We start from the raw sequence: 25,116 nt of genomic DNA, 5'->3' as shown, positions 1-25,116 counted from the left end.
CCTGAGGAGATTCCGATGCGCCCCTACCGGATAATCGCCGCCGCCAGCGCACTCGCCGTGCTGGCAGCCTGTGGAGCCCCGACCGCCGGCAAGCCCGCCGCCGACACCACCGGCGACGTGCCGGACAAGCCCGCCAAGGCAGTCAGCCTCAACATCCTCGACGTGGCCGGCGACCTGCAGCTGACACAGGGCATGATCGACGAGTTCGTCAAGCAGCACTCCGACGTGATCTCGAAGGTCACCTACTCCAAGGCTCCCGCCCCGGAGCTGTCGGGCAAGATCAAGGCCCAGCAGAACGCGAACCGGGTCGACATCGACCTGGTCCTGACCGGCACCGACGGCTTGTCGGCCGGCACCCAGCAAGGCTTGTGGAACGAGCTGCTCCCGAAGTACGCCGATCGGCTGCCAGGGATGAAGGACTACCTGCCACCGGCGCAGAAGATGCAGGAGCTCGCGGGCAACAGCGGCGTCACGGTCACCTACTACCCGTCCGGTCCGCTCCTCGAGTACCTGCCGGCCAAGGTCGCGAAGCCGCCGACGAACGCGGACGAGCTGCTCGCCTACGCCAAGGCCAACAAGGGCAAGGTGATGTATGCGCGACCGTCGAACTCCGGACCGGGCCGCACCTTCCTGATGGGCCTGCCCTACATCCTGGGTGACAAGGATCCGAAGGATCCGATCAACGGCTGGGACAAGACCTGGGCGTACCTCAAGGAGCTCAACCAGTACGTCGACTACTACCCGTCGGGCACCGCGGACACGATGAAGGCGCTGGCCAACGGCTCGTCGAACATCATCGTCAGCACCACCGGCTGGGACATCAACCCGCGGGTGCTCGGCACGGTGCCGAAGGAAGCCGCGATCACCACGCTCAAGGGCTTCCACTGGGTCACCGACGCGCACTACGCCGTCGTGCCGAAGGGTGTCTCGACCGACAAGCAGGCGGCGATCCTGCAGCTCCTGCAGTTCATGCTCACCCCGGAGCAGCAGGCCAAGGCGTACGACAAGGGCTACTTCTACCCCGGCCCGGCGATCAAGGGGGTCGAGCTCTCGCAGGCACCGCAGGAGAGCCAGGACGCGATCAAGGACTACGGCCGGGCTGAGTACGACAAGCTCATCGCGGACAACCCGACCGAGGTGCCGCTGGACGCGAAGAGCCTGGTTGCCGCCTTCGACAAGTGGGACCGCGAGGTCGGTGGCAGCAAGGTGAAGAGCTCGTGACTGGATTCGACCAGCTCCGGCTCGAAGGCGTCGGCCGCAGATTCGGTACCGCGGATGCGCTCGCCGACCTGGACCTGACCATCGAGCGGGGCGAGTTCATCGCCCTGCTCGGGCCGTCCGGGTGCGGCAAATCGACCGCGCTGAACTGCCTGGCCGGGCTGCTGCCGTTGACCGCGGGCAGCATCTGGCAGGACGACCAGCGGATCGACACGCTGCCGCCGGAGAAGCGCGGCTTCGGCATGGTCTTCCAGAACTATGCGCTCTTCCCGCACCTGACGGTCCGCGACAACATCGCCTTCGGCCTGCGGATGCGCCGGCTGCCGAAGGACGAGGTCCGCCGCCGGACCGAGGCCGCGATCGAGATGGTCCGGCTCGCGGAGCACGCGAGCAAGCTGCCCGGCCAGCTGTCCGGTGGCCAGCAGCAGCGAGTGGCGATCGCGCGTGCGACCGTGCTCGAGCCGTCGCTGGTGCTGATGGACGAGCCGCTCAGCAACCTCGATGCGAAGCTCCGGCTGGAGATGCGCACCGAGATCCGCCGGCTGCATCAGTCGCTGGGCCTGACGACGGTCTATGTCACGCACGACCAGGAGGAGGCGCTCAGCATGGCCGACCGCCTGGTCGTGATGCGGCTCGGCCGGGTGCAGCAGATCGGCACGCCCGAGGAGGTCCACACCAAGCCGGCCACCTGGCACGTCGCCGACTTCATGGGCTACCGGAATCTCCTGCCGGTGTCGGCCACGCGGGTCGAGGGCGACGCCGTCACGGTGCCACTCGGCGAGACGACGGTGAACGGCGTCGCCCAGGGTGAGATGAACGCCGGGGACGAGGTGGTCGCGGCGGTCCGGCCGGAGGACGTGCGGTTGGGCAGTGCGGATGTCGCCGGGCTGAAGGGCCGGATCGAGGTCGTGGAGTACCAGGGCCGCGAGCTGGCCGTCGAGGTCGCTCTGCCGGATGGTGTCCGGCTGCATGCTCGTACCGATCGCAAGGTCGAGCCGGGTGAGCAGGTCGCCATCACGATCACGCCCGGACGGCTCCTGGTGTACCCGTCCGGAGACCCGGCCGACCGCCCAGCGGCCGAGCTGGCGACGGCAGGCCTCGCGGTATGAGCACCACGACGAGCTCCGGGCCGGCGAACTCGGGGCCGACGAACTCAGGGCCGACGAACTCAGGGCCGACGGGCTCCGGACCGACGGGCTCCGGACCGACGGGCTCCGGACCGACGGGCTGGGGAGTGGGCTCGGGGCAAGCGCTGAACTGGCGGCATCGGCTGGCCGAGCGGGGTGTCGATCGCAAGCTCTGGCTGTTGCTGCCGGCAACGGTCTTCGTGCTGGTGCTCTTCATCTACCCGTTCCTCTATGGCCTGAGCCTGTCGTTCCAGCCGATGAACGGCGGCGGGGTGCTGGCCAACTACAGCAAGTTCTTCAGCGACGCCTATCAGCGCGACACGATCGCCACCACGCTGAAGATCGCTCTGCCCGCCGCTTTGCTGAACGTGCTGGCCGCGGTGCCGATCGCCTTCCGGATGCGTGGCCGGTTCCGGGGCAAGCGGCTGATGACCACGCTGCTCGTCGTGCCGATCACCCTCGGCACCGTGCTGACCGCCCAGGGCCTGCTGAACTTCCTCGGCCCGACCGGCTGGTTCAACCGGGTGCTGATGGGCCTCCACCTCACCGAGGGCCCGGTGCGGTTGACGAACAACTACTGGGGGGTGTTCTTCAGCCTCATCATCACCGGGTTCCCGTTCGCGTTCCTGCTCGTGCTGTCCTACCTGAGCGGCATCGACCCGACGCTCGAGCGCGCGGCCGCGACGCTGGGCGCCTCCCGTTCGCAACGCTTCCGCCGGATCACGCTGCCGTTGCTCGCTCCGGGGCTGGCCACGACTTTCCTGCTGACCTTCGTGCTCGCGTTCTCGGTCTTCCCCTCGGCGGTCCTGGTCGGCAATCCGGCCGGTTCCACCCGGGTGATCTCGCTCGCTGCCTACCAGGCGGCCTACGAGCAGTACGACTATTCCTACGCCTCCGCGATCGCGATGATCATGGGCGCGGTCGAGCTCGTCGTGGTGGCGATCGTCCTCGTCTGGCGAGCCCGCCTCTACACCGGATCAACCGGAGGCAAAGGATGACCACAGCAACCACGACCGCTGGACGGCCGCCCGCCGGCCAGCCGGCCCCGGGCGGTTCGCCCCGACGGCGGGTTCTGCGGGGGACGCCGACTGCCTGGGTGATCTGGGCCGTTGTGATCTTCTTCTTCGTGAACCTGGCCGGTGTTGTCGGGTCTGTGTTGGTCAGCTCGTTCGGGCGGCGGTGGTTCGACACCTGGCTGCCGAGCGGCTTCACCACCGACTGGTACGGCGATGCCTGGCGCGAGTTCGGTCTGTTGCATGTCATCACCGTCACGCTGATCGCCTCGGCGCTGGTGGTCGTCTTGTCGGTTCTGATCGGGGCACCGGCGGCGTACGTGCTGGCCCGGCAGAACTTCCCGGGCAAGCGACTCGTCTACCTGACCTTCCTGCTGCCGATCCTGATGCCGCCGATCACCTACGGCATCCCGCTCGCAACGGTCCTCTACAAGTTCGGCTTCGCCGGGCACTTGTCCGGCGTCGTGCTGGCGAACCTGGTGCCTTCGGTGCCGTTCGTGATCCTGACGATGACCCCGTTCATCGAGCAGGTCGATCCCCGGATCGAGAGCGCCGCCCGGATGCTCGGCGCCGGCACCCGCGCGATCTTCCTCAAGATCCTCACGCCGCTGCTCGTGCCCGGGCTGCTCGCCTCGGCGATCCTCGTGCTCGTCCGCACGGTCGGGATGTTCGAGCTGACCTTCCTCACCGCCGGGCCCGACTCGCAGACCCTGGTCGTCGCCCTCTACTACTCGATGTCCGCGGCCGGCATCCGCGCACAGCAGTCGGTGGACGCGATGGCGATCATCTACACCTCGATGATGCTGGTGCTGCTCGTCGTCGCGCTGCGCTTCGTGAACCCGACCCAACTGGTCGCCCGGGTGAAGGAGGAGCCCGAATGAGGATCGCCGCCGCCCGGGTCGTCGTCACCAGCCCCGGACGCAACTTCGTCACGCTGAAGCTCGAGACCGACGAAGGCGTGTACGGCATCGGCGACGGCACCCTCAACGGCCGTGAGCTCGCCGTCGCGTCGTACCTGAACGATCACGTGATCCCGTTGCTGATCGGGCGCGACCCGGCACGGATCGAGGACACCTGGCAGTACCTGTACCAGGGCGCGTACTGGCGGCGCGGCCCGATCACGATGTCGGCCATCGCCGCGGTCGACACCGCGTTGTGGGACATCAAGGGCAAGGTGGCCGGTCTTCCGGTCTACCAACTGCTCGGCGGTCGCAGCCGTGACGGCGTGACGGTCTACGGCCACGCCAGCGCGGAGACGACCGAGGACCTGCTGAAGGAAGTCAGCCGCTACGTCGACCTCGGCTACAAGGCAGTCCGGATCCAGACCGGCGTCCCCGGCCTCGCCTCGACGTATGGGGTGGGCACCGCTGGTACGACGTACGAGCCTGCGAACCCTTCGCTGGCGTTGCCGGGCGAGAGTGTGTGGTCGACCGAGAAGTACCTGGATCATGTTCCGTCGGTGTTCCGGGCGGTTCGGGCGGAGTTCGGCCCGACGCTGCGGCTGCTGCACGACGTGCATCATCGGCTGACTCCGATCGAGGCAGCACGGTTGGGCAAGAGCCTGGAGCCGTACGCGCCGTACTGGATCGAGGATCCGGTGCGGGCGGAGCTGCAGGAAGGGTTCCGGCTGATCCGGCAGCACACGACGACGCCGATCGCTGTCGGCGAGGTGTTCAACAGCATCTGGGACTGCCAGCAGCTGATCCAGGAGCAGCTGATCGACTTCATCCGGGCGACGGTCGTGCACGCGGGTGGCATCACGCACCTGCGCCGGATCTTCGACCTGGCCGCGCTGCATCACGTCCGCAGCGGTTCGCACGGCGCGACCGATCTGTCGCCGGTCTGCCTGGCAGCGGCGCTGCAGCTCGACATCTCCATCCCGAACTTCGGTCTGCAGGAGTACATGCCGCACTCGGCGGAGACCGATGCGGTCTTCCCGCACAGCTACAGCTTCGCGGACGGCTACCTGCAGCCCAGCGAGCAGCCGGGGCTCGGTGTGGACCTCGACGAAGAGGCCGCAGCGGCCTATCCGTACCGCCCGGCCTATTTGCCGGTGAATCGCCTGGAGGATGGAACGGTGCACGCATGGTGATCCCGGACGTACTGGTGATCGGCGAGATCCTGGTGGAGTTGAGCTCCACCGAGCCGCTCGACGCCGGGACCGCGCTGACCCTCAACTTCTCCGGGGACGCGCTCAACTCGGCGGCCGCGGCTGCTGCGGCCGGGGCGCACACGGCGCTGCTCGCCCGGGTGCCGGACGACGAGCTGGGCGATCGGCTGCTCGACCGAGTGGTTGCTCTGGGCATCGATACGTCGCAGGTGTTGCGGGTGGCCGGCCAGCATGGGCTCTATCTGCAGCATGCCGATCCGTCGGGGGCGCGGGAGTTCACCTATGTACGGCGGGGGAGCGCGGGCTCTGGACTGGGGCCGGGCGATGTACCACTGGACCTCGTGGCCAAAGTGGGTGCAGTGCTGGCGAGTGGGATCGCTTGTGCCATCTCCCCGCTGTCGGCGAAGGCGGTGCGGGTTGCGGCGTCCACCTCGCGATGCTTCGTCTACGACCCCAACTGGCGACCGCGCTTGGTGAGTGCGGCCGGTGCGGGGGATCATCTGCGGGCGCTCGCGCAGTACACGCGGCTGGTCACGCCCGGCTGGCCGCATGAGGCACAGCTGGTCACCGACGCTACCGACTCGGTGGCGGCTTGTGCTGCCATCAGAGGGCTCGGGGTGGACGCGGTCGCTCTGACTCGTGGCGCCGATGGAGTGTTGCTGGACGACGGTGGTCGCATCGTGGAGGTGCCGGTGATCCCGGCGCCGGTGGTTGTCGACCAGACGGGTGCGGGCGACTCGTTCGCCGGGACAGTGACTGCGCGGCTTGCGCTCGGCGATGCGTTGGAGGAGGCAGTCCGGCTCGGGGTGGCGGCCGCCTCGCTGTCGGTGAGTGGACTCGGTGGTACCGGCCATGTCGCCACGCTCGAGGAGACCCGGGCGCACGCAGCCAACGGAACAGCGGAGGTATCTGCATGACTGCCCGACTCAGCCTGACCACCTTGCCTGCGGCGCTGCAGCCTGTCGTGGAGCCGAGCAAGATCGGGATAGTCCATCTCGGGTTGGGGGCATTCCATCGGGCGCACCAGGCGGTGTTCACCGAGGAGGCGGCGATCCTTACCGGCGAGACCGGCTGGGGGATCAGCGGGATCAGTCAGCGGTCGGCCGCCGTCCGCGAGCAGCTCGCCCCGCAGGACGGCCTGTACTCCGTGTTGACGCGCGGGTTGGGTGACCCCAGCATCCGGGTGATCGGGAGCATTCGCGAGGTGCTGACCGCGCCGGAGGATCCGGAGGCGGTGGTTGCCCGGATCGCGGACCCGGCGGTGTCGGTGGTGACATTGACGGTCACCGAGAAGGGGTACCGGGCGGCGGTACAAGGCGGGCTCGATCTCACCGATCCGGAAATCCAGGCGGACCTGGCCGGGCGGGCGCCGCGGACCGTGGTGGGGCAGTTGGCCGCCGGCTTGGTACGGCGTGCTCAGACCGGAGCCGGACCGCTGACCGTGCTGTCCTGCGACAACCTGGTAGCCAACGGCCCGTTCCTCCGCCGCCTGATGGAGGACTACGCCGCCGCATTACCCGATGGAAAGAGCTTGATTGATGAGCTGGAGGTCGCGAGGTTTCCGGCGAGCATGGTGGATCGGATTGTGCCGGCTACTACCGATGCCGATCGGGAGGAGGCCGCGGGGCTGCTCGGGGTGCGGGATGAGGCTGTGGTTGTCGCGGAGCCGTTTCTGCAGTGGGTGATCGAGGACGACTTCGCGGGGCCGCGACCGGGGTGGGAGAAGGCGGGGGCGATTCTCACGGGTGATGTCGCGCCGTGGGAGCAGGCGAAGCTGCGGATGCTCAACGCGACGCACTCGATGCTCGCGTATCTCGGCGCGTTGCGGGGGTACGAGACGATCGCCGAGGCTGTGCGGGACGAGCAGTTGGCGGGGCTCGCCAATGAGCTGATGACAGCGGATGTGATCCCGACGCTGACGCCGCCGGAGGGGCTCGACCTCACGGCGTACGGGCAGAGTGTGCTGGAGCGCTTCGCGAATCCGGCGCTGAAGCACCGTACGGCGCAGGTGGCGATGGATGGTTCGGTCAAGCTTCCGGTCCGGCTGCTCGGCACCATCCGCGACCGCCTCGCCGCCAACGCAGAGCCCAGGCTGGCCGGCCTCGCCGTCGCCGCTTGGATGGTCTATGTCGCCGGTGGAGTAGATGCCAACGGCAACCCCCTGAAGCTCGACGACCCGCAAGCAAACAAACTCCAAGCAACCCTTGCCGACGCCGGCATCACCCCGGGACTCCGATCACGCGGAGGTGGCACCTCGCTCGCCCGCCCTGCGGGCGCGCCGGGCGGGGCCGGCGGCATCGCTCTCGGCGCCACCCCGGCTGCCGTCGTCGACGCGTTGCTGGGGGTCGAGTCGATCTTCGGGGCCGACCTTCGGGAGAACTCGGTGTTTCGGGAGCTGCTGGTCGAGCAGGTCGGCAGTCTCACCGAATAGAAGGGGAGCGACCGCCGCGAGATGCTGCTCGCGGCGGCCGCCACCTGTAGCCCGGCAACCCCTGGGAGAAGCAGCCGGGCGATCGGGTCAGCCGGTGGTGAACTGGCTGTCGGTGTCCAGGCCCGCGGCCTTCCATTCCGCGGCGCTGAACCACTGGCCGAACTTCTGGAAGCGGTCGGCCGTCAGGCTGTCCAGGACGTAGGTGTTGGACTTGAGCACGACCTCACCGGTCGGGATCGCGGCGCCCGAGTTCTGCACCATGCCGGTCGAGGTGGTGCCGCCGCGCATCGTCACCTTGTTGCCGGTGACGGTCACGTCGCGCAGCACGTTCAGGCCCCACGGGCCGTTGCCGCGGGTCCGGGACTGGATCGAGATGCCGTTCACGTTGTCGCGCAGCGTGTTGTTGCGGACCACCACGTTCGTCGAGGTGTTCACGTTGATCCCGCCGCCGTCCCACAGCGACCGGCCCGAACCGCGCCCGGTGCCGAGGCCGTTGCCGGTGATCACGTTGTCCGCGATCACCCCGTTGCGGCCGATCTCGTAGCGGATCCCGTCCGCCGCGTTGTCGATGATCTGGTTCTCGCTGAACACCCGGCCGTCGTCGTACGCGTCGCTCCACAGCCCGACGCCGCGGTTGTCCTTGATCAGGTTGCCGGTGACGGCGCCGTTGGTCGACCAGGTGGTCTTGATGCCGCCGGACTCCCAGTCGGCGATCCAGAACCCGTCGGTGTTGTTGCCGCTCACCTCGTTGGCCACGATCCGGCCGTTGGTGGTGCTGTACTGGCCGATGCCGAGCTGTCCGTTGTTGCGGATCAGGTTCTTGTCCAGCACCGCGCCGTCCGCGTTGACGAGCATCGCGCCGACCGCGTGGTTCCAGCGGATGTCGTTGGCGTACACCCGCCAGCCGTTGCCCAGTACGACCGCGCCCGACTGCGGCGTCGAGGCGAAGTGCTCGACGGTCAGCCCGACGACGGCGACGTTCGTCCCGCCCGACTGGATCGCGGTCGGCGTCCTGGACATCTCCACGGACTTGCCGGCCGGGTTGTCGCCCAGGTAGACGGCGTTGCCCGCGTAGTCGGCGTAGAAGGTGCCGGGCGCAACCTTGTCGCGGGTCTTCACCCGGGTCAGGTGCTTGTCGTTCAGGAAGAGCTGCTCGCGCAGGTAGCAGATGTTGGCGACGTTGTCCTCACACTGCCCGGACATCCCGTACGCCGGTGGCAGCACGCCGCGCGTCACCCAGTCGCCGTTGTCCGCCGTCCAGCTGGTCAGCGGGATCGACCCGGTCAGCACGGCGCCCTGGTCGCTGGCCAGCGTCGAGTTCGCCTTCGGCTGCAGTGTGCGGTTGATCCGGTGCAGCCCGGCCGAGAAGCAGAACGTGGTACCGGTCGGGGCCTTGTCGATGACGTCGGCCGCGTTCTGATCGGTACCGATCGTGGTGCCCTTGCATGCCGGGGCCAGCGAAGGGCCGGCCGGGAAGGCGCCAGGTGGCAGCGGAGTGGTCGGCGGCTGGGTCGGCGTGGACGTCGGTGTCGACGTCGGCTTCGTGGTGGTCGGCGTCGCCGTCGGCGTGGCCGAGGTAGCTGTCGCCGTGGGCGTCGGGGTGGGCGTGGTAGGCACGCCGGCGGTCGGGCTGGGGGTATGTCGGGGCGGCCATGGTTTGTGCGGCCGGTCGCCCGGCAGAACACCGGACTTGTCCTGGCCGAACGCGGACGCCATGTTGGTCCGCGTCCCGGCCACGATCCCCGTCAAGGCGACCGCACCGGCTGCCGCGACGCAGATGATGGTCACTGACTTCTTCACTGACGACCCTCCGGGGGTTGGGTACCTATTTCTGCACCCCCCTGGTGCGGCCTTCCCCAGAAGACTACTACTAGCGGTAGTCGTGGCAATACGCAAATGGTTGCGTCTGCCCCCCAATACCGACCAGGCCTCCCTGTACGCAGGGAAATCGGCATTCTTCCGAGTCAGGTGCCCCAGGCGTGCCGAGGTGGATATCGGCACGTTGTTGCTGGGTGCATCAATTGCGCTCTGTCATCGAAACTGCGCTCCGTGATGCTTGCCCGGGGCATCGGGCTCGGGAGTGTCGCGTCGGCTCAGCTCGTCGAGAAGCTCCCTGCGGTGTCGAGGCCGGCGCTGCGCCAGCCGATGGCGGTGAGCTTGGTGCCGAACTTGCTGAACCGCTGCGCGGCCAGCTTGTCCAGCAGGTAGGTGTTGGCGCTGAAGGTCAGCTGCCCGGCCGGGACCTCGGCGCCGGAGTTCTGCACCATCCCGGTCGCCTGGGTGCCGCCGGTCATCCCGATCGTGTTGCCGGTGACGTGCACGTTGCGCAGCAGGTAGCGGCCCCAGGGACCGTCGCCGCGGGTCCGCGACTGGATCGAGACGCCGTTGACGTTGCCGGAGACGGTGTTGTTCCGGACCGTCACGTTCGCCGACGTGTTGACGTTGATGCCGCCGCCGTCCCACAGCGACGTACCGGAGCCGCGGCCGGTGCCGAAGCCGTTGCCGGTGATCGTGTTGTTCTCGATCACGCCGTTGCGGCTGATCTCGAACCGGATCCCGTCGGCGGCGTTGCCGGTGATCTTGTTCGAGCTGATCACCCGGCCGTCGTCGGCGACGTCCGCCCAGAACCCGACGCCCTTGTTGGAGCGGATCAGGTTGGCGCTGACCGTGCCCGACGAGCGGGTCGACTTCATCCCGCCGGACTCCCAGTCGGCGATCCAGAAGCCGTCGGTGTTGTTGTAGGTGATCACGTTGCGGGTGACGTTGGCCTTGAGCGAGTTGTACTGGCCCACGCCGAGCTGGCCGTTGTGGTGTACCAGGTTGCGCTCGACCTTGGTGTTGTTCGCCTTCACCAGCATCAGGCCGACCGACTTGTTCCAGCGGACCTCGTTCGCCTTCACGGTCCAGTTGGGGCCGGAGACCAGCGCGCCGGCCTGGGCCGGGCTGGCGAAGTGCTCGATGGTCAACCCCCGCACGGTGACGCCGGGCTGGTTCGACTCGATCGCGGTCGCCGTCTTCGACATCTCCACCGGCTTGCCGGCCGGGTTGCTGCCGAGGTAGATCGCATTCGCGGCGTAGTCGGCGTAGAACGTGCCGGCCTTGACGCCGGCCAGCGACGCGACCCGCGTCAGGTGGGTACCGCCGAGGAAGACCTGCTCACGCAGCGAGCAGATGTTCGCCTTGTTGTCCTCGCACTGCCCCGCCTTCCCGTACGCCGAGGGAAGCGCACCGTGGTTGACCCAGCGAGTGCCTGACTTGGCCCAACCGGTGAGGGGCACCGAGCCGGTCAGGACCGCGCGGGCGGAGCTGGCGATCGTCATGTTCGCCTTGGGGCGGATCGTCTGGCTGATCCGGTGCAGACCGGAGGCGAAGCAGACGGTCGAGCCCGCGGGCTGCGAGTTGACCACGGCCTGGGCGTTCTGGCCGGGCTTGATCAGTACGCCGCTGCAGGGACCGGCGACGGCTGGGCCGGCGTCGGTCTCGCCGATGGCGGGTTCGGTCCTGGACGGCGGAGTCCCGGTGGGCTCGGCCGTCGTCGGCTTGGTGGTAGCCGGCAACTTGTTGCTGGGCACAACTTTCTTCGGAGGTGCCACAGTCGGGGGCTTGCTCGAGACGGTGCCAGGGGCCTTGCTCGGCTGCGCAGTCGGGTGTTTCGAGGGGAGGACTGCTGAGCCGGACGGACCGTTCTGGGCCGTTTCGCGTGACTTCTCGGCCGATGCCGCGTTCTTGTGATGAGAGATAACCGGGTAGGCGACTGTAACGACAGCCAGTGCCACGGCGATAAGGGCGACGAACAACACCCTTCTCGAACCAATCAACCTCAAAGCACCCTCCGGGTGTCTCGGCGCGCGGTAGTTCGTCCCCAGGTGCGGCCAGTCAAGTACCAGTTGTCACCACCGCGAGACTTAAGGTGGTGTCATGCGGGTCGCCATGTTGCACAACCGTTACCGTTCGGGTCAACCCAGTGGCGAGAACACCGTGGTCGATCAAACGGCTGATCTTTTGCGTAGTTCAGGACATGATGTTGAGCTTTACGCGCAGCACAGCGACGACATTGCGCAAATGAGCCGAAAAGATCGCGCGCTGTTACCGGTCCGCTCCGTATGGTCATTCGCCGCCGAACGCGATTTAACATTCCGATTGCAATCGGCGCGTCCGGACATCGTGCATGTGCACAACACCTTCCCGCTGTTCAGCCCGTCGGTACTGCGGGCCGCGGCCCGCCAGGACCTGCCGATCGTGGCCACGCTGCACAACTTCCGGCTGATGTGCGCCAACGGGGTGCTGCAGCGCGACGGCGGCCCCTGCGAGTCCTGCGTCGGCAAGCTTCCGTGGCGTGGTGCGGTCCACGGCTGCTACCGCGACTCCAAGGTGCAGAGCCTGCCGCTCGTCGCCGGGATCGCTGTGCACAACATCCTCGATACCTGGCAGCGGTACGTCACCACGCTGATCGCGCCGTCGGAGTTCGTCCGGTCCCGGTACGTCGCCGGCGGGTTCGACGCCGACCGGATCGTGGTGAAACCCCATGCGGTCCCCCATGAGGGCTCGGTGCGGGAAGGGGCAGGGGAGGGCGTCGTCTTCCTGGGGCGGCTGACCGAGGAGAAGGGCTTCGCCGATCTGCTGAAGGCCTGGGACGCGTCACTGGGGGAGTTGAAGGTCATCGGCGACGGTCCGCTCCGGGCCGAGGCCGACGAGCGGGCTGCCCGGGACTCGTCGGTCCAGGTGCTCGGCGCGCTGCCGTGGGCCGAGTGCATGGAGGTACTACGGTCCGCGCGCGCCGTCGTCGTACCGGCGCGGTCCTATGAGACGTTCGGACTCGTGGTGATCGAAGCCTTCGCCAACGGAGTACCCGTGGTGGCGTCCCGAATCGGGGCGCTGGCCGAGCTCGTCGACGACGGCGAGACCGGCGCGCTGGTCGCCGCGGGCGACACGGAGGCGCTCCGAAAGGCCCTCGGGTTGCTCACCGAGCCCGCGACTTCGATAGCCTTCGGCCAACGAGCACGCCAGGTCTATCTCGACCGCTTCACTCCGGAGCGCGACCTGGCGGCCACGGAGAGGATCTACACCGATGCGATCGCGCGGCACGCGGCCGACCCACGGACCGGCCCGCGCAGCCAGGCACGCCGTCCGGCGGATAGCTAGGCGAGTGGCGATTACCCGGTGTAAGGTCAGCCCAGACGTGGGGGGTCACGTCGGTCACTGGTGGGGTCCGGTTGTCGGGATGTTCACCAGGAGTTCGTCTTTCAGCTCGCCCGGGGGGCGACGGGGCAGGGTCCGTGAGGGCTCAGTGGGGGAGTACAAGGTGCCGCTACGCATCGGCTATCTGATCGGGGTCTTCGACCTGTTCCATGTCGGGCACCTGGACGTGCTGGAGCGGGCGAAGCAGCAGTGCGACCGCCTCGTCGTGGGCGTGCTCACCGACGACTGGGCCGCGGACGCATGGGGCGCGCGGCCGTTCGTGCCGATCGTCGAGCGGGCGCAGATTCTCGAGCAGTTACGCTGCGTGGACGAGATCGTCGTGGTGGACGGCGCCGAGGCGGCTCATGACTTCGCCGACGCCATCGTGTTCGCCGCTGACGGTACGGACGGAGTGCTGGGTCCCGACGAGCTGGACGGGGTCCCGGCCGAGCGAGTCAGTGTGCTGGCGTCCGGCCGCGGTTCCCGAAGCCAGATCCTGCGCGCCGCGATCGACCAGCGGCAGTCGCGCAGCTCGGTCGCATGAGCCGGCGCTCCATCGGAGACGTCGTCGGCGAACTGTCGCGCGCGCAGAAGCCGTCCGCCGGCACCCCGGCGTACTCGCGCTTCGTCAATCGCCGGATCGGGCGGTACCTGGCTGCCGGCGCGTTCCTGGCCGGCCGGACGCCCAACCAGATCAGCCTGACGAGCGGGTTCTGCTCGCTCGTCGGCATCGTTGTGCTGGCCACCGTCGAGCCGAGCGTTCCGCTCGCGCTGGTGGTGACCTTGATGCTGGTGCTCGGGTACGCCTTCGACTCCGCCGACGGCCAGCTCGCGCGGCTGCGGGGCGGTGGGTCGCCGCTGGGTGAGTGGCTCGACCACATGATCGACTGCGTCAAGATCGCCTTGCTGCACAGCGCGGTGCTGATCTCGTTCTACCGATTCGATGCCTTCAGCAACGAGCTGGTGCTGCTCATTCCGCTCGCTTATCTGTGCGTTTCGGCGGTGTTGTTCTTCGGGTTGATCCTGGTCGATCAGCTCCGCCGCCGGCACGGCGCGAGCACCGCCAACGTGCGGGGCGACTCCGTGGTGAAGTCGTTGCTGATAGCACCGACCGACTACGGCGTACTCTGCCTGGTCTTCCTGACGTTCGGCTGGCCGAGGCTGTTCGCCACCCTGTACGGCGTACTGCTGGCCGCGAACCTGCTCTTCCTGCTGGCCGCGATCGCCAAGTGGTACAGGGAAATGGCCGCGTTGCAGCCGGCTCCGCGCAGTACCGGGGTGAACGGCTGATGGGCGTGATCGGGTATGCGCCCGGGGTCTACGACATGTTTCACATCGGCCACCTGAACATCCTGCGCCGGGCCAGCGAGCACTGCGACTACCTGATCGCCGGCGTGGTCGAGGACGACGTGGTGACCAAGATCAAGGGCCGTCCGCCGGTCGTTCCGCACGACGAGCGGATGGAGGTCGTCCGGGCGATCGGCCTGGTCGACGAGGTGGTCAGCGACTGGTCCAGCGACAAGTTCGAGATGTGGAAGCAGTTGCGCTACGACGTGCTCTTCAAAGGTGACGACTGGAAGGGCACCGAGAAGGGCCTGCGGCTGGAGAAGCTGCTCGGCGAGGTCGGTGCCAGCGTGCACTACTTCCCGTACACGGCCTCCACGTCCAGCACGGATCTCCGCAGGCTCCTGGAGGGGACGCTCTGATGTCGACCCGGCCGAAGATCCTGCTCAGCGCTTATGCGTGCCGGCCGAAGGGCGGGTCCGAGCCGGGTGCCGGCTGGGCCTGGGCGAAGGCCGCGGCGCGCGATCACGACGTCTGGCTGATCACCCGGGGAAAGTTCGCGCACGAGATCACCGAGGAGCTGGCCGTCCGGCCGATTCCGTCGCTGACTGTCGTACCGCTGGAACTGCCGAAGTGGCTGCTCAAGCTTCGTCGGCGGCATGCGGACGTCTACTGGTATTACCCGCTCTGGCAGAAGTTGGCCGGGCGGACGGCTGCTCGGCTGCACGCCAAGCACTCCTTCGATGTCATCCATCACCTGACCTTCGCGACGGACTGGATGCCTGCGGGCGTCGTCCAGGAGTCGACGGCGAAGGTGATCTGGGGACCGGTCGGCGGCTCGACGACGGTGCCGTTGTCGATGGCGCACTGGCTGGGGTCGAAGGGGCTGGTCAACGAGCTGGTACGCCGCGGTTACACCGGGCTGATGCGGCGACTGGTCGGCCGCAAGCACGCTGCGCGGGCCGACCTGGTCGTTGCCCAGAACAAGGATGTCGCCGAGTACTTCGGTAAGTACGCGCGTTCCGTCACCGTCCAGCCCAACGTGGCGATCAGCCGCTTCGCCGCCGCTTGCGGTCCGCGCGAGCCGTACGGCGCGCCTGGCGTGAAGACGGCGGTCTTCGTCGGCCGGATGATCCCGTGGAAGGGCCTGCTGATCGCGATCAGCGTCCTCGCCCGCCCCGAGGCCGCCAACTGGGAACTCCGTGTCATCGGGGACGGCCCGGACTGGCGCCGCGCAGAACGGCTCGCGGAGGAACTCGGCGTACGGGACCGGGTCGAGTTCGTCGGCCAGCTCCCCCGCGAAGAGGTCCTCGCTGCGTTCCTGCGAGCCGACGCCATGCTCGCCCCCGCCATGCGCGAAGCCGCCGGCTGGGCGGTAGCCGAGGCCTTGGCCAGCGGCTGCCCGGTCGTCTGCATCGACCGGGCCGGCCCCTCAGTCATCGTCTCCCCAGAAGACGGCGCCGTAGTCCCCTTGCAAGGCGACGTAGTAGGCGGCCTGGCCAAGGGACTGGCTTCGCTGACCGGCCGCATCGACCCGGTCAACCGCTGGGCACCTGAGCGCCTCCCCGACGTCCTCGCCGGCTGGTACAGCACCACACGGGTCCCGCACTAGCCCTGCACCCCGGCGTACTTACCGGAGCTACTCCGGCAGGATCGGCCGTTGTACCTGAGCTCCTAGCCAGCGGGCCAGGCCGTCCGTGCCCTCGCGGGTCTCGACGTACAGGCGAAACCCTGGGGGAGCAGGGATGAGCTCCCACTGCCCGGACGAGTTGACCGAGAGCATCACGCCGGCATGCTTCGAGTCGCCCGGAAGGCCGGCCTCTGGAACCGGCCGCCACCAGCAGTCGGTCCACTGCACGGCCGCCCGCTCCGACTCGCCGATGCGCGAGACGACATCCCAGTCGAAGTCTCGTGCGGACCGGTAGTACAGGTGGACCGACACCGGCATCGGCGCGAGCTCGCCGAGCTGCTCGAGCGCCTTGGTGTCCGTTGGCAGTACCCACAGGTCGACGCCGTCGGCGCCCGGTACGCCGGTGCGCGGCCGATCGTCGACCACCAGCAGCGACTCGATCAGCTCGGCGTGCTCCGGCGGTACGACGTACTCCATCTGGACCTGCGCGATCCGGGCAAGGTCGAAGTACCGCGTAGCCGCGTGGCTGTCGGTGTCGAGCTGGAGCTCGACCCTCACCTGCTCCGAGCCGTTGAGGTCCAGCAGCCGCGCGACGAGCGCTTCGGCGTCTGCTGGGTCCGTGCCGGTTTGGAGCAGGTGGAAGGCCGAGTTGCTCAAGGCATCAGTCCCGGGCGGTCTTGCCGGGGAGGGCGAGCATCCGGTCCAGGGCGATCTTGGCGTACTTCTCGGTGTCGGGGTCGACCTTGATGGGGTTGACGACGTGGCCGGCGACCAGGTTCTCCAGGGCCCAGACGAAGTGGGGGAGGTCGATGCGGTTCATCGTGGCGCAGTAGCAGACCGTCTTGTCGAGGAAGACGATGTTCTTGTCGGTGTGCTGCTTGGCCAGCCGCTGGACCAGGTTGAGTTCGGTGCCGACGGCCCACGACGTACCGGGCTCGGCCTTGTCGATGGTGTCGATGATGTACTCCGTCGAGCCGACCAGGTCGGCCTTCAGGACCACCTCGTGCTGGCACTCGGGGTGCACGATCACGTTGACGCCGGGGACGCGGCTGCGGACGTCGTCGACGGACGCTGCGGTGAAGCGGCCGTGCACGGAGCAGTGCCCGCGCCAGAGGATCATCTTCGCCTTGGCGAGCTGCTCCTTGGTCAGGCCGCCGCCCGGCTTGTGCGGGTCGTAGACGACGCACTCGTCGAGGCTGATGCCCATCTTCTGTACCGCCGTGTTGCGCCCGAGGTGCTGATCCGGCAGGAAGAGCACCTTCTCGCCCTGCTGGAAGGCCCAGTCGAGGGCGACGTCGGCGTTGCTCGAGGTACAGACCGCTCCGCCGTTGCGGCCGCAGAACGCCTTGATGTCGGCGCTGGAGTTCATGTAGGTGACCGGGACGGTGACGTCGGCGATCCCGGCGTCGGCGAGGGCGTCCCAGGCCGCCTCGACCTGCTGGATCCGGGCCATGTCGGCCATCGAGCACCCGGCCGCGAGGTCGGGCAGGATCACCGTCTGGTTGTCGTTGGTGAGGATGTCGGCGGACTCGGCCATGAAGTGCACACCGCAGAACACGATGTACGGCGCGTCCGGCCGGTTCGCCGCGTCGCGCGCGAGCTTGAACGAGTCACCCGTGACATCGGCGAACTGGATCACCTCGTCGCGCTGGTAGTGGTGGCCGAGCACGAAGACCTGGTCACCGAGCGCCGCCTTGGCCTTCAGCGCGCGCTCGACGAGGTCGGGGTCGGAGGCCGGCGGCAGCGCGCCCGGGCACTCCACCCCACGCTCCGAATGTGGGTCGGTGTCGCGGCCCAGGAACAGCAACGGGAGAGACTTCGAGCCCTCTGCAATGGTTGTCACGGCACCCATCGTGCCACGCACCCGCCACCGGATTTCATGGTCCACGTCACTGCCCAGCATGCGAAATCTTGTGCACGGAAGCACAAGCGCGAACGCTTGTGCAAGCATCGGTGGATGGCTGACGTGATCGTGGTCGGGGCAGGGCTCGCCGGACTCAGCTGCGCGATCGGCCTGCAACGGCACGGCCTCACCGTCACGGTCCTCGAAGCGGCCGATGAGGTGGGTGGCCGGGTCCGGACCGATCTGGTCGACGGCTTCCGCTGTGATCGTGGCTTTCAGTTACTCAACCCCAGCTATCCGGCCGTACGCCGGTACGTCGACCTGCCGGCCCTCGAGCTGCAGTCCTTCGCCGCGGGGGTCGCGGTCGGGGGAGATGCCGGTACTACGACGGTCGCGGACCCCCGGCGTGAGCCGCGACTCATCGGGCGCTCGCTCCTCAGCGGCTACGTCCGTCCGCTCGAAGTAGCCCGTCTCGCCGCGTGGGCAGCTCCCGCGCTGGGGCCGGTACCGCGTCTGCTCGGCGGGCGCGACACCACGCTGGCCGAGTCGCTGGATGACGCCGGGGTTGGCGGCCGACTGCGGGACGAGATTCTCGAGCCGTTCCTGGCCGGCGTACTGGCTTCGGACGACGGATCCACATCAGCCGCCTTCGTGCGACTCCTGCTCAGGGCCTTCCTGCTCGGTACTCCGGGCCTGCCGGCCGCCGGTATGTCGGCGTTACCCCGGCAACTGGCCGCCCGGCTGGCCGAGCCCGTGCGTACCGGCGTACGGGCCGAGGCGGTGACCGGCTGCTCGGTGAAGACCGCCGACGGCGAACTGACTGCCCGCGCCGTGGTGGTCGCCGCCAACCCGACCGCAGGACTCACCGACCTGCCGCGTCCTCGGATGAAGGGACTGCGCACCTACTGGTTCGCCACCGAGGAAGCGCCGCGGGCCGACAAGCTCCTGGTCGTCGACGGCCGCCGCAACGGACCTGTGCTCAACACAGCGGTCATCTCCAACGTGGCGCCGTCGTATGCGCCTCCTGGACGCCACCTGGTCCAGGCCACCACCCTCTGGCCCACAGATGCCACGGAGGCCGAGGTGCGCATCCAGCTGACCCGCCTCTACGGCCGCTCAGCCGGCGCCTGGGACCTGCTCATCCGCCACGACATCCACGAGGCACTACCCGAGCAACCCGCTCCACTCGTCACCCGCCAACCCGTAGCCCTAGGCGACAACCTCTTCATAGCAGGCGACCACCGAGACACAGCCTCAATCCAAGGCGCCCTGGTCTCCGGCCACCGAGCCGCCAACGCAGTAGCCACCGCCCTCAGCTCGTGAGCGCCGACCTGCAGGCGTGATCGGCGGCCCGGGTGGTCTCCGGTAACCGGTACTTCGGCGTGAGGTGCAACGTGTGCGCGACAGCGGTCGCCAGATCAACCCGATGCCCAACAGACACGAAGACCGGCTTGACCGCCTTCTGAGTCCGAACGACCGCTCCGACCACCTCACCGTCCAGCACCAGGTCGGAGCTGGCCCCGCGCTCAGCGGCGGGTGGCAGGAAGGTGCCGACGAAGGCGTTCTTGGCGACCCCGATGGTCGGCAACCCAGTCAGCACCCCAAGATGACAAGCCAGCCCGAACCGCCGCGGATGCGCGAGCCCTTGCCCGTCGCAGACCAGCAGATCCGGCGTGACGGACAGCTTGCCCAACGCCTCCAGCAGCACCGGAATCTCCCGAAACGCGAAAAGCCCGGGAACGTAAGGGAAGCCTGTGCGCCCGAGAACGATCGAGCGATCCACCTCGACCAGGCTCTGCCCATCGAGCACGACAATGGCGGCCGCCAGTTCATCCCCGTCATAAGCAACATCCAGCCCCGCCACATAGCGCGTGCTGTCGGGCGACGGCCCCGGCCCGATGCCATCGACCTGCCCCCGAAGCTCCTCCTGCGCCGCAATCGCCTCAGCTGCTGTCGTAGGCCAGTCCACTCCGCGGAGGCTATCGCGCCTGACAGGTGTACCGGTGCGGGTAAGCGTTTGTCCGGGGGTTGGGCTGGGTGGCGGCGGGGTGGGTGAGGGGTAGGGGAGGATGTGGGCATGCGCGTGCTGATTGCTCCGGACAAGTTTGCTGGGACGTTGACGGCTGTGGAGGCTGCGGCTGCGATTGAGGAGGGGTGGCGGCGGCGGGATCCTGAGGCTGTGGTGTTGGTGGCGCCGATGGCTGATGGGGGGCCAGGGTTCATCGATGTGCTGGCGGCTGTGGTGGATGGCACGTTGCTGTCGGTGACGGTGCGGGGGCCGTTGGGCGACGAGGTGCCGGCGACGGTGCTGGTGGCGGGGGAGACCGCTTATATCGAGACGGCGCAGGCGTGTGGTTTGCATCTCGTTGAGGTGGCTGATCGGCGGCCGGAGGACGGGTCGACGTACGGGGTGGGGCAGTTGATCGGGGCCGCGGTGGATGCCGGGGCCAAGCGGATCATTCTCGGGTTGGGTGGGTCGGGGACGAACGACGCGGGGGCTGGGTTGCTCGCGGCGCTCGGGGCTACCTCCGAGGGCGGGAGTCTCGAGGCAGGGGCCACGGGGCTGGCGACGTTGACGGCGGTGGATCTGGAGCCGGCGCGGAGTCGGTTGGCTGGCGTTGAGTTCGTTGCTGCCAGCGATGTCGAGAACCCGATGCTGGGGCTGCGCGGGGCGACCAACATCTTCGGTACGCAGAAGGGCATCGCCGACGAGCGGAAGCCTGCGGTCGACGGTTATCTGACGCAGTTCGCGGAGCTGGCGGGGCGGAAGACGGCTGATCAGAAGGGCGCGGGGGCTGCTGGTGGGCTCGGGTACGCGTTGCTGTTGCTCGGCGCGGAGCGCGTCTCGGGTATCGACCTGGTCGCCGGGCTGACCGGGCTGGAGACCAAGGCGAAGCAGGTTGATCTGGTGCTGACGGGCGAAGGCGCGTTCGACTTCCAGTCGCGGGACGGGAAGGTGATCTCGGGGGTGGCGAAGGTCGCCAACGACGCGATGCGGCCGTGCGTCGTACTGGCCGGGAAGGTCCAGATCGGCGCCCGCGAGATGCGCACGATGGGCGTCGAGTCGGCGTACTCGCTGGTCGACGCCGTCGGCGAGGACCAGGCATTCGCCGACCCCCACGGCTCGCTTGCGACGGTAGCCGAGCGCGTAGCCCGCACCTGGGCCCGCTGACGCGTACCAGATCCGGCGACCTCGGACACCCAATGGCGACCTCGGACATGAAATAACGTGTTCAAGGTCGCCGATGGGTGTTCAAGGTCGCGGATGGGTGTCCGAGGTCGACGGAGAGGGCGGGCCGGCGGGAGGCGGGGCGGTCTCAGGGGTGTGGTGGGGAGTTGAGTCTGGAAAATGGTGTGCGACCATGGGAATGGTTCGGGATCAGCTGATGTTGGCTCGAATGACAGCGGACTTTCCGCGCGTGGCCGCCTGCCCAAAGCGGCCGGGCGCTCATGAGATGACTGGAGTCAGGAATGACTGAAGCGCAGACCGAGGCAGTGCAGACTACGGAGGGCACCACGACGGGCAGCGGCATTCTGCTGACCGATGGCGCCGCCGCCAAGGTGAAGGCGCTGCTGGACCAGGAAGGTCGCGACGACCTGGCCCTCCGTGTCGCGGTGCAGCCGGGCGGCTGCTCCGGGCTGCGGTACCAGCTGTTCTTCGACGAGCGTCAGCTCGACGGCGACGTGGTGACCGACTTCGGTGGCGTCAGCGTCGTCACCGACCGGATGAGCTCGCCGTACCTCAAGGGCGCGTCGATCGACTTCGTGGACACGATCGAGAAGCAGGGCTTCACGATCGACAACCCGAACGCGACCGGCTCCTGCGCCTGCGGCGACTCGTTCAACTGAGCTAGCCAGCAGAGCCCCGCTCACCGGTACTCCGGTGTGCGGGGCTTTGTCATGTCCTGAACCGGCTGAAAAGGCTGTTTTCGGGCCCCGCAGCGGACCTCCGGCGAGCCGAGTTCCATCCGGAGTGTGACGTGTGCAAACGCTTACCGAAAACTCTTCCCGGCCGGAGATACCCGGTGTTAGCGTCCCCTCGCTCGGTGTGACTTGCGCCATACCTACCTGGGGAGAATGACATGGGTTGGATCCAGGACTATCAACCGGCCGGCCCACTGTGGCTCTCCGCTCTGATGGCCGCGTTACCAGTCGTCGTACTGCTCGTCGCGCTCGGCATCGCGCGACTCTCGGCACCGCTCTCGGCCGCGCTGTCGCTGCTCACGGCGCTCGGCGTCGCTCTGATCGGCTATGGGATGCCGGCCCGATTGGCGTTCGACTCGGCCGCGATGGGCATCGTGTTCGGAGTCTGGTCGGTGGCCTGGATCGCGTTCCATGCCGTCTACTTCCACAACGTCACCGTCGCGACCGGCCGGTTCGAGCAGATCAAGTCGGTGCTGGCGGGCTTCAGTGAGGACCGGCGGCTGCAGGCGCTGCTGATCGCGTTCGGGTTCGGCGCGCTGCTCGAGGGCATCGCCGGTGGCGGCTCGCCGATCGCGATCACCGCGGCGATGATGGCGGCGCTCGGCTTCCCGCCGATCCGAGCGGTCGTACTGGCGCTGCTGGCCAACACCGCGCCCGTCGCCTTCGGCGGCCTGGGCAACCCGTTGATCGTGCTCGGCCGGCTGACGGCCCCGATCCTCGGCATGAAGCAGGATCAAGCCACCGACCTGTACTCCTCGATGGTCGGCCGGCAGCTTCCGCTGATCGCGTGGATCGTCCCGGCGTTCCTGGTGATCGTGATGGCCGGCTGGAAGCGGATGATCGAGATCTGGCCGGCCGTACTGACCACCGGCCTGACCTTCGCCGTGATGCAGTACGTGACGTCGAACTTCATCAGCCCCAGCCTCGTCGACGTGATCGCCGCCCTCTCTGCGATGGGCGCGCTCTGGCTGCTCACCCGCTTCTGGCAGCCCCCGACCATCTGGCGCTTCGACGACGAGCCCACCCCGGCACAACAGAGTGTGGGACTCAGGACCGGCACGCTCTCCGCGTGGATGCCGTACGTCATCCTGATCGTCGCGATCTTCCTGTCCCGGATCGGCTCGATCATCAAGAACCTGCCGGCCTGGCTCGACCTGAGCGCTCTGCTCCATCGCGCCGACTGGAAGTTCCCCTGGCCAGGCCTCCACAACGAGGTCATCCAGCACGCCCCGATCACCGCCAAGGACGCACCGTACGCCGCCACGATCACCATCGACTGGCTGTTCTCCCCGGGCACGATCGCCCTCATCGCGGCCCTGATCGCCGGCTTCGCGATGGGCGCCAAGCCCGGCCTGCTCGTCGCCACCTACCGCAAAACCCTCCACCAAATGCGCTGGGCCCTGCTGACGATCTTCATGATCCTCGCCATCGCCTTCGTCATGAACTACTCCGGCGCGACCCAGACCCTCGGCCTGGCGCTCGCCACCACCGGCGTGCTCTTCCCGCTGTTCTCGGCGTACATCGGCTGGCTGGGCGTCTTCCTCACCGGCTCGGACGCGTCGGCCAACAGCCTGTTCGGCCCGATGCAGGTGATCTCCGCCCAGCAACTGCACATCAGCCCGATCCTGGCCGGCGCCACCAACACCGCGGGCGGTGTGATGGCCAAGATGATCTCGCCACAGAACCTCGCGATCGGCGCCACCGCGATCGGCCAGAGCGGCAAGGAAGGCCAGCTACTCCGGATGACGTTCTGGTGGTCGCTCATCCTCGCCTTCGTCGTCGGCCTCATCGCCCTGCTTCAAGCCACGGTCCTCGAGTGGATGATCCCGGGCTGAACGCATGAACCGGCCGGCCCCCGGACAACGGAGGCCGGCCGGTTCAACGAATCAGTGAGCCTGTACGCCTTCACGCGCCCGCTTGGGCAGGGCGAAGGTGACCAGCAAGCTGACGATGAAGAGGGCGACGGCGACCAGGGTGGCCGTCTTGGTGGCGCCGAGGAACTGGTGGGCCGGCAGGAGCTGGAAGAAGATCGTGCCGATCACCGCGACGCCGATCGCTCCGCCGTACTGCTGCATGGCGGTCAGTACGCCGGAAGCCGACCCGGCCGCCTGGTCGTCGATCGAGGCCAGGATGATGTCGAACAGCGGGGCGAACACCATGCCCGCGCCGATCCCCGTCGCCAGCGTGGCCGGTACCAGGTTCCAGATCGTCGTCGCGTCGCCCTGGGTGTGCAGCGTGAACCAGACGCCGACCATCGCCACCGTCATCACCGCGATGCCCAGCTGCAGCGCGGTCCGGCCCAGCCGGGGAGCGAGCAGTCCGCCGGACAGCGGCGCGCCGATCGCGATCCCGAGCGAGAACGGCACCATCGCGAGGCCGGCCTTCAGTGGGCTGTAGTGCAGTCCGAGCTGGGTGAACAGGTTGAACACCAGCATGAAGCCGGACATCGCGAGGAAGAACGTGGAGATCACGCCGAGACCGGCGACGTAGCCGCGGTTGCGGAACAGCGACGGGTCGATCACCGGGTTGCCGGACCGGCGTTCACGCCAGCCGAACAGCGTGAACACACCCACGGACGAGATCAGCATCGCGATCGACCAGGCCGGCCAGCCGAGCTCGCGGCCCTGCACCAGCGGGTACACCAACAGGCCGGAGGCGAGGCTGACCAGAAGTACGCCGGGCAGGTCGAGCCGAGAGGCGCCAGGTGTCTTCAGCTCGGGCATGTAGCGCAGCGCACCGGACAGGGCCAGAGCGCCGATCGGGACGTTGATGAAGAAGATCATCCGCCAGCCCGAGTCGAACCAGTTGGCATCGATCAGGACGCCGGCGATGATCGGGCCGGCCACCGCGGACAGACCCATCACCGGACCGAACAGGCTGAACGCCTTGCCGATCTCAGCCGGTGGGAAGACTGACTTCAGGATCGCGAAACCCTGCGGGATCATCACCGCGCCCAGTAGTCCCTGGGCGATCCGGCTGCCGATCAGCAACTCCGGCGAGGTGGCGAGTCCGCAGAGCGCCGAGGTGAGGGTGAAGCCGGCCGCGCCGATCAGGAACAGCCGGCGCCGGCCGACCAGGTCGCCGAGCCGGCCGAAGGTGATCAGCCCGATCGCGAAGGCGAGCGTGTAACCGGCCAGCATCCACTGCATCGCCGCCTCGGAGCCGCCCAGGTCGGCCCGGATCGACGGGGCCGCGATGTTCACGATGGTGGCGTCGACCAGATCCATGATCTCGGCGACCAGCACGGTCCCGAGCACGATCCAGCGCCACTTGTACGCCGGGGAGGTGGCCGGCGCGGCCGGTTCGGTCAGGGTTTGGGTGCTCATCGGTGGCGCCCCTTCCAGAAGTGTCGTTTGTC

The 25,116-nt window shown here is 68.1% G+C and carries 22 protein-coding genes; 16 read left to right on the top strand and 6 right to left on the bottom strand.

What is annotated here, in order from left to right:
* Window positions 1-15 precede the first annotated feature (15 nt).
* From ABD768_RS35065 to ABD768_RS35035, 7 genes are read left to right on the top strand one after another with little or no spacing between them, the layout of a single operon-like run.
* Window positions 16-1,221, top strand: a complete 1,206-nt coding sequence (locus ABD768_RS35065) for an ABC transporter substrate-binding protein (RefSeq protein ID WP_344848017.1) — start codon at window positions 16-18, stop codon at window positions 1,219-1,221.
* Complete coding sequence (locus ABD768_RS35060; RefSeq protein ID WP_344848014.1) at window positions 1,218-2,327, top strand: ABC transporter ATP-binding protein; 1,110 nt, start codon at window positions 1,218-1,220, stop codon at window positions 2,325-2,327. Before ABD768_RS35065 ends, ABD768_RS35060 begins: the two co-directional genes overlap by 4 nt.
* On the top strand, window positions 2,324-3,343 hold the full coding sequence (locus tag ABD768_RS35055; protein WP_344848011.1) for an ABC transporter permease: 1,020 nt from the start codon (window positions 2,324-2,326) through the stop codon (window positions 3,341-3,343). Before ABD768_RS35060 ends, ABD768_RS35055 begins: the two co-directional genes overlap by 4 nt.
* Window positions 3,340-4,239 carry an ABC transporter permease gene (locus ABD768_RS35050; RefSeq protein WP_344848008.1) on the top strand — a complete coding sequence of 300 codons (900 nt, stop codon included), beginning with the start codon at window positions 3,340-3,342 and terminating at the stop codon, window positions 4,237-4,239. Before ABD768_RS35055 ends, ABD768_RS35050 begins: the two co-directional genes overlap by 4 nt.
* Window positions 4,236-5,450, top strand: coding sequence for a D-mannonate dehydratase ManD (gene manD, locus ABD768_RS35045; RefSeq protein WP_344848006.1), 1,215 nt, complete (start codon window positions 4,236-4,238; stop codon window positions 5,448-5,450). Before ABD768_RS35050 ends, manD begins: the two co-directional genes overlap by 4 nt.
* Window positions 5,444-6,385 (top strand): sugar kinase, encoded by a 942-nt coding sequence (locus ABD768_RS35040; RefSeq protein ID WP_344848003.1) that lies wholly within the window; start codon window positions 5,444-5,446, stop codon window positions 6,383-6,385. The genes manD and ABD768_RS35040 overlap by 7 nt, the downstream gene beginning before the upstream one ends.
* Window positions 6,382-7,899: a mannitol dehydrogenase family protein gene (locus ABD768_RS35035; RefSeq protein ID WP_344848001.1), complete on the top strand. Its 1,518-nt coding sequence runs from the start codon at window positions 6,382-6,384 to the stop codon at window positions 7,897-7,899. Before ABD768_RS35040 ends, ABD768_RS35035 begins: the two co-directional genes overlap by 4 nt.
* Window positions 7,900-7,986: 87 nt before the next feature.
* Here the strand turns inward: ABD768_RS35035 and ABD768_RS35030 are convergent, their stop codons facing one another.
* Complete coding sequence (locus tag ABD768_RS35030; protein WP_344847999.1) at window positions 7,987-9,699, bottom strand: right-handed parallel beta-helix repeat-containing protein; 1,713 nt, start codon at window positions 9,697-9,699, stop codon at window positions 7,987-7,989.
* Between the two features lie 293 nt (window positions 9,700-9,992).
* Complete coding sequence (locus ABD768_RS35025) at window positions 9,993-11,471, bottom strand: right-handed parallel beta-helix repeat-containing protein (RefSeq protein WP_344847997.1); 1,479 nt, start codon at window positions 11,469-11,471, stop codon at window positions 9,993-9,995.
* 346 nt (window positions 11,472-11,817) lie between these two features.
* On the opposite strand from ABD768_RS35025, the gene ABD768_RS35020 reads away from it, so the two are divergent.
* The 5 genes from ABD768_RS35020 (at window position 11,818) to ABD768_RS35000 (ending at window position 15,973) form a co-directional block, all read left to right on the top strand.
* Window positions 11,818-13,041 (top strand): glycosyltransferase family 4 protein, encoded by a 1,224-nt coding sequence (locus tag ABD768_RS35020; RefSeq protein ID WP_344847995.1) that lies wholly within the window; start codon window positions 11,818-11,820, stop codon window positions 13,039-13,041.
* Window positions 13,042-13,201: 160 nt separating this feature from the next.
* Window positions 13,202-13,621, top strand: coding sequence for an adenylyltransferase/cytidyltransferase family protein (locus tag ABD768_RS35015; protein WP_343980907.1), 420 nt, complete (start codon window positions 13,202-13,204; stop codon window positions 13,619-13,621).
* A complete protein-coding gene (locus ABD768_RS35010) occupies window positions 13,618-14,367 on the top strand; it encodes a CDP-alcohol phosphatidyltransferase family protein (RefSeq protein WP_344847992.1) in 750 nt (249 codons plus the stop codon). Before ABD768_RS35015 ends, ABD768_RS35010 begins: the two co-directional genes overlap by 4 nt.
* Entirely contained in the window at window positions 14,367-14,783 is a 417-nt protein-coding gene (locus ABD768_RS35005) for an FAD synthase family protein (protein WP_343980900.1), read from the top strand. The genes ABD768_RS35010 and ABD768_RS35005 overlap by 1 nt, the downstream gene beginning before the upstream one ends.
* Window positions 14,783-15,973: a glycosyltransferase gene (locus ABD768_RS35000; protein WP_344847989.1), complete on the top strand. Its 1,191-nt coding sequence runs from the start codon at window positions 14,783-14,785 to the stop codon at window positions 15,971-15,973. The genes ABD768_RS35005 and ABD768_RS35000 overlap by 1 nt, the downstream gene beginning before the upstream one ends.
* Window positions 15,974-16,000: 27 nt before the next feature.
* On the opposite strand, the gene ABD768_RS34995 is transcribed toward ABD768_RS35000, so the two are convergent.
* Together ABD768_RS34995 and nadA are read right to left on the bottom strand one after the other, a co-directional pair.
* Entirely contained in the window at window positions 16,001-16,648 is a 648-nt protein-coding gene (locus ABD768_RS34995) for a hypothetical protein (protein ID WP_344847987.1), read from the bottom strand.
* A 4-nt stretch (window positions 16,649-16,652) separates the two neighbouring features.
* Window positions 16,653-17,843, bottom strand: a complete 1,191-nt coding sequence (nadA, locus tag ABD768_RS34990; protein WP_343981523.1) for a quinolinate synthase NadA — start codon at window positions 17,841-17,843, stop codon at window positions 16,653-16,655.
* A gap of 105 nt (window positions 17,844-17,948) precedes the next feature.
* Between nadA and ABD768_RS34985 the strand changes: the two genes are divergently transcribed.
* Window positions 17,949-19,157 (top strand): NAD(P)/FAD-dependent oxidoreductase, encoded by a 1,209-nt coding sequence (locus ABD768_RS34985; RefSeq protein ID WP_344847985.1) that lies wholly within the window; start codon window positions 17,949-17,951, stop codon window positions 19,155-19,157.
* Here ABD768_RS34985 and nfi read toward each other — a convergent pair.
* A complete protein-coding gene (nfi, locus tag ABD768_RS34980; RefSeq protein WP_344847983.1) occupies window positions 19,147-19,803 on the bottom strand; it encodes a deoxyribonuclease V in 657 nt (218 codons plus the stop codon). The two genes, ABD768_RS34985 and nfi, sit on opposite strands and share 11 nt — an antisense overlap.
* A gap of 108 nt (window positions 19,804-19,911) precedes the next feature.
* On the opposite strand from nfi, the gene ABD768_RS34975 reads away from it, so the two are divergent.
* The 3 genes from ABD768_RS34975 (at window position 19,912) to ABD768_RS34965 (ending at window position 23,593) form a co-directional block, all read left to right on the top strand.
* On the top strand, window positions 19,912-21,006 hold the full coding sequence (locus ABD768_RS34975) for a glycerate kinase family protein (protein ID WP_343980886.1): 1,095 nt from the start codon (window positions 19,912-19,914) through the stop codon (window positions 21,004-21,006).
* Between the two features lie 299 nt (window positions 21,007-21,305).
* Window positions 21,306-21,683 (top strand): HesB/IscA family protein, encoded by a 378-nt coding sequence (locus tag ABD768_RS34970; protein ID WP_343980883.1) that lies wholly within the window; start codon window positions 21,306-21,308, stop codon window positions 21,681-21,683.
* Between the two features lie 233 nt (window positions 21,684-21,916).
* The gene (locus tag ABD768_RS34965) at window positions 21,917-23,593 is read left to right on the top strand and encodes an L-lactate permease (RefSeq protein WP_344847981.1); all 1,677 of its coding nucleotides are present in this window, start codon (window positions 21,917-21,919) and stop codon (window positions 23,591-23,593) included.
* 51 nt (window positions 23,594-23,644) lie between these two features.
* On the opposite strand, the gene ABD768_RS34960 is transcribed toward ABD768_RS34965, so the two are convergent.
* The gene (locus tag ABD768_RS34960; RefSeq protein WP_344847979.1) at window positions 23,645-25,084 is read right to left on the bottom strand and encodes a DHA2 family efflux MFS transporter permease subunit; all 1,440 of its coding nucleotides are present in this window, start codon (window positions 25,082-25,084) and stop codon (window positions 23,645-23,647) included.
* Between the last annotated feature and the right edge of the window lie 32 nt (window positions 25,085-25,116).

The organism is Kribbella ginsengisoli, from assembly GCF_039537185.1.
GTDB classification, from domain to species: Bacteria; Actinomycetota; Actinomycetes; order Propionibacteriales; family Kribbellaceae; genus Kribbella; species Kribbella koreensis.
The sequence above is the reverse complement of the archived record's forward strand: the minus strand, read 5'-3'. Positions and strand labels throughout refer to the sequence as shown.

Coding starts and splice junctions, on each gene's coding strand:
- ABD768_RS34960 (WP_344847979.1), bottom strand. CDS start 25,084: ATGAGCACCCAAACCCTGACCGAACCGGCCGCGCCGGCCACCTCCCCG.
- ABD768_RS34965 (WP_344847981.1), top strand. CDS start 21,917: ATGGGTTGGATCCAGGACTATCAACCGGCCGGCCCACTGTGGCTCTCC.
- ABD768_RS35055 (WP_344848011.1), top strand. CDS start 2,324: ATGAGCACCACGACGAGCTCCGGGCCGGCGAACTCGGGGCCGACGAAC.
- nadA (WP_343981523.1), bottom strand. CDS start 17,843: ATGGGTGCCGTGACAACCATTGCAGAGGGCTCGAAGTCTCTCCCGTTG.
- ABD768_RS35000 (WP_344847989.1), top strand. CDS start 14,783: ATGTCGACCCGGCCGAAGATCCTGCTCAGCGCTTATGCGTGCCGGCCG.
- ABD768_RS35040 (WP_344848003.1), top strand. CDS start 5,444: ATGGTGATCCCGGACGTACTGGTGATCGGCGAGATCCTGGTGGAGTTG.
- ABD768_RS34985 (WP_344847985.1), top strand. CDS start 17,949: ATGGCTGACGTGATCGTGGTCGGGGCAGGGCTCGCCGGACTCAGCTGC.
- ABD768_RS35020 (WP_344847995.1), top strand. CDS start 11,818: ATGCGGGTCGCCATGTTGCACAACCGTTACCGTTCGGGTCAACCCAGT.
- ABD768_RS35035 (WP_344848001.1), top strand. CDS start 6,382: ATGACTGCCCGACTCAGCCTGACCACCTTGCCTGCGGCGCTGCAGCCT.
- manD (WP_344848006.1), top strand. CDS start 4,236: ATGAGGATCGCCGCCGCCCGGGTCGTCGTCACCAGCCCCGGACGCAAC.
- ABD768_RS35065 (WP_344848017.1), top strand. CDS start 16: ATGCGCCCCTACCGGATAATCGCCGCCGCCAGCGCACTCGCCGTGCTG.
- ABD768_RS35005 (WP_343980900.1), top strand. CDS start 14,367: ATGGGCGTGATCGGGTATGCGCCCGGGGTCTACGACATGTTTCACATC.
- ABD768_RS35050 (WP_344848008.1), top strand. CDS start 3,340: ATGACCACAGCAACCACGACCGCTGGACGGCCGCCCGCCGGCCAGCCG.
- ABD768_RS34975 (WP_343980886.1), top strand. CDS start 19,912: ATGCGCGTGCTGATTGCTCCGGACAAGTTTGCTGGGACGTTGACGGCT.
- ABD768_RS34970 (WP_343980883.1), top strand. CDS start 21,306: ATGACTGAAGCGCAGACCGAGGCAGTGCAGACTACGGAGGGCACCACG.
- ABD768_RS35010 (WP_344847992.1), top strand. CDS start 13,618: ATGAGCCGGCGCTCCATCGGAGACGTCGTCGGCGAACTGTCGCGCGCG.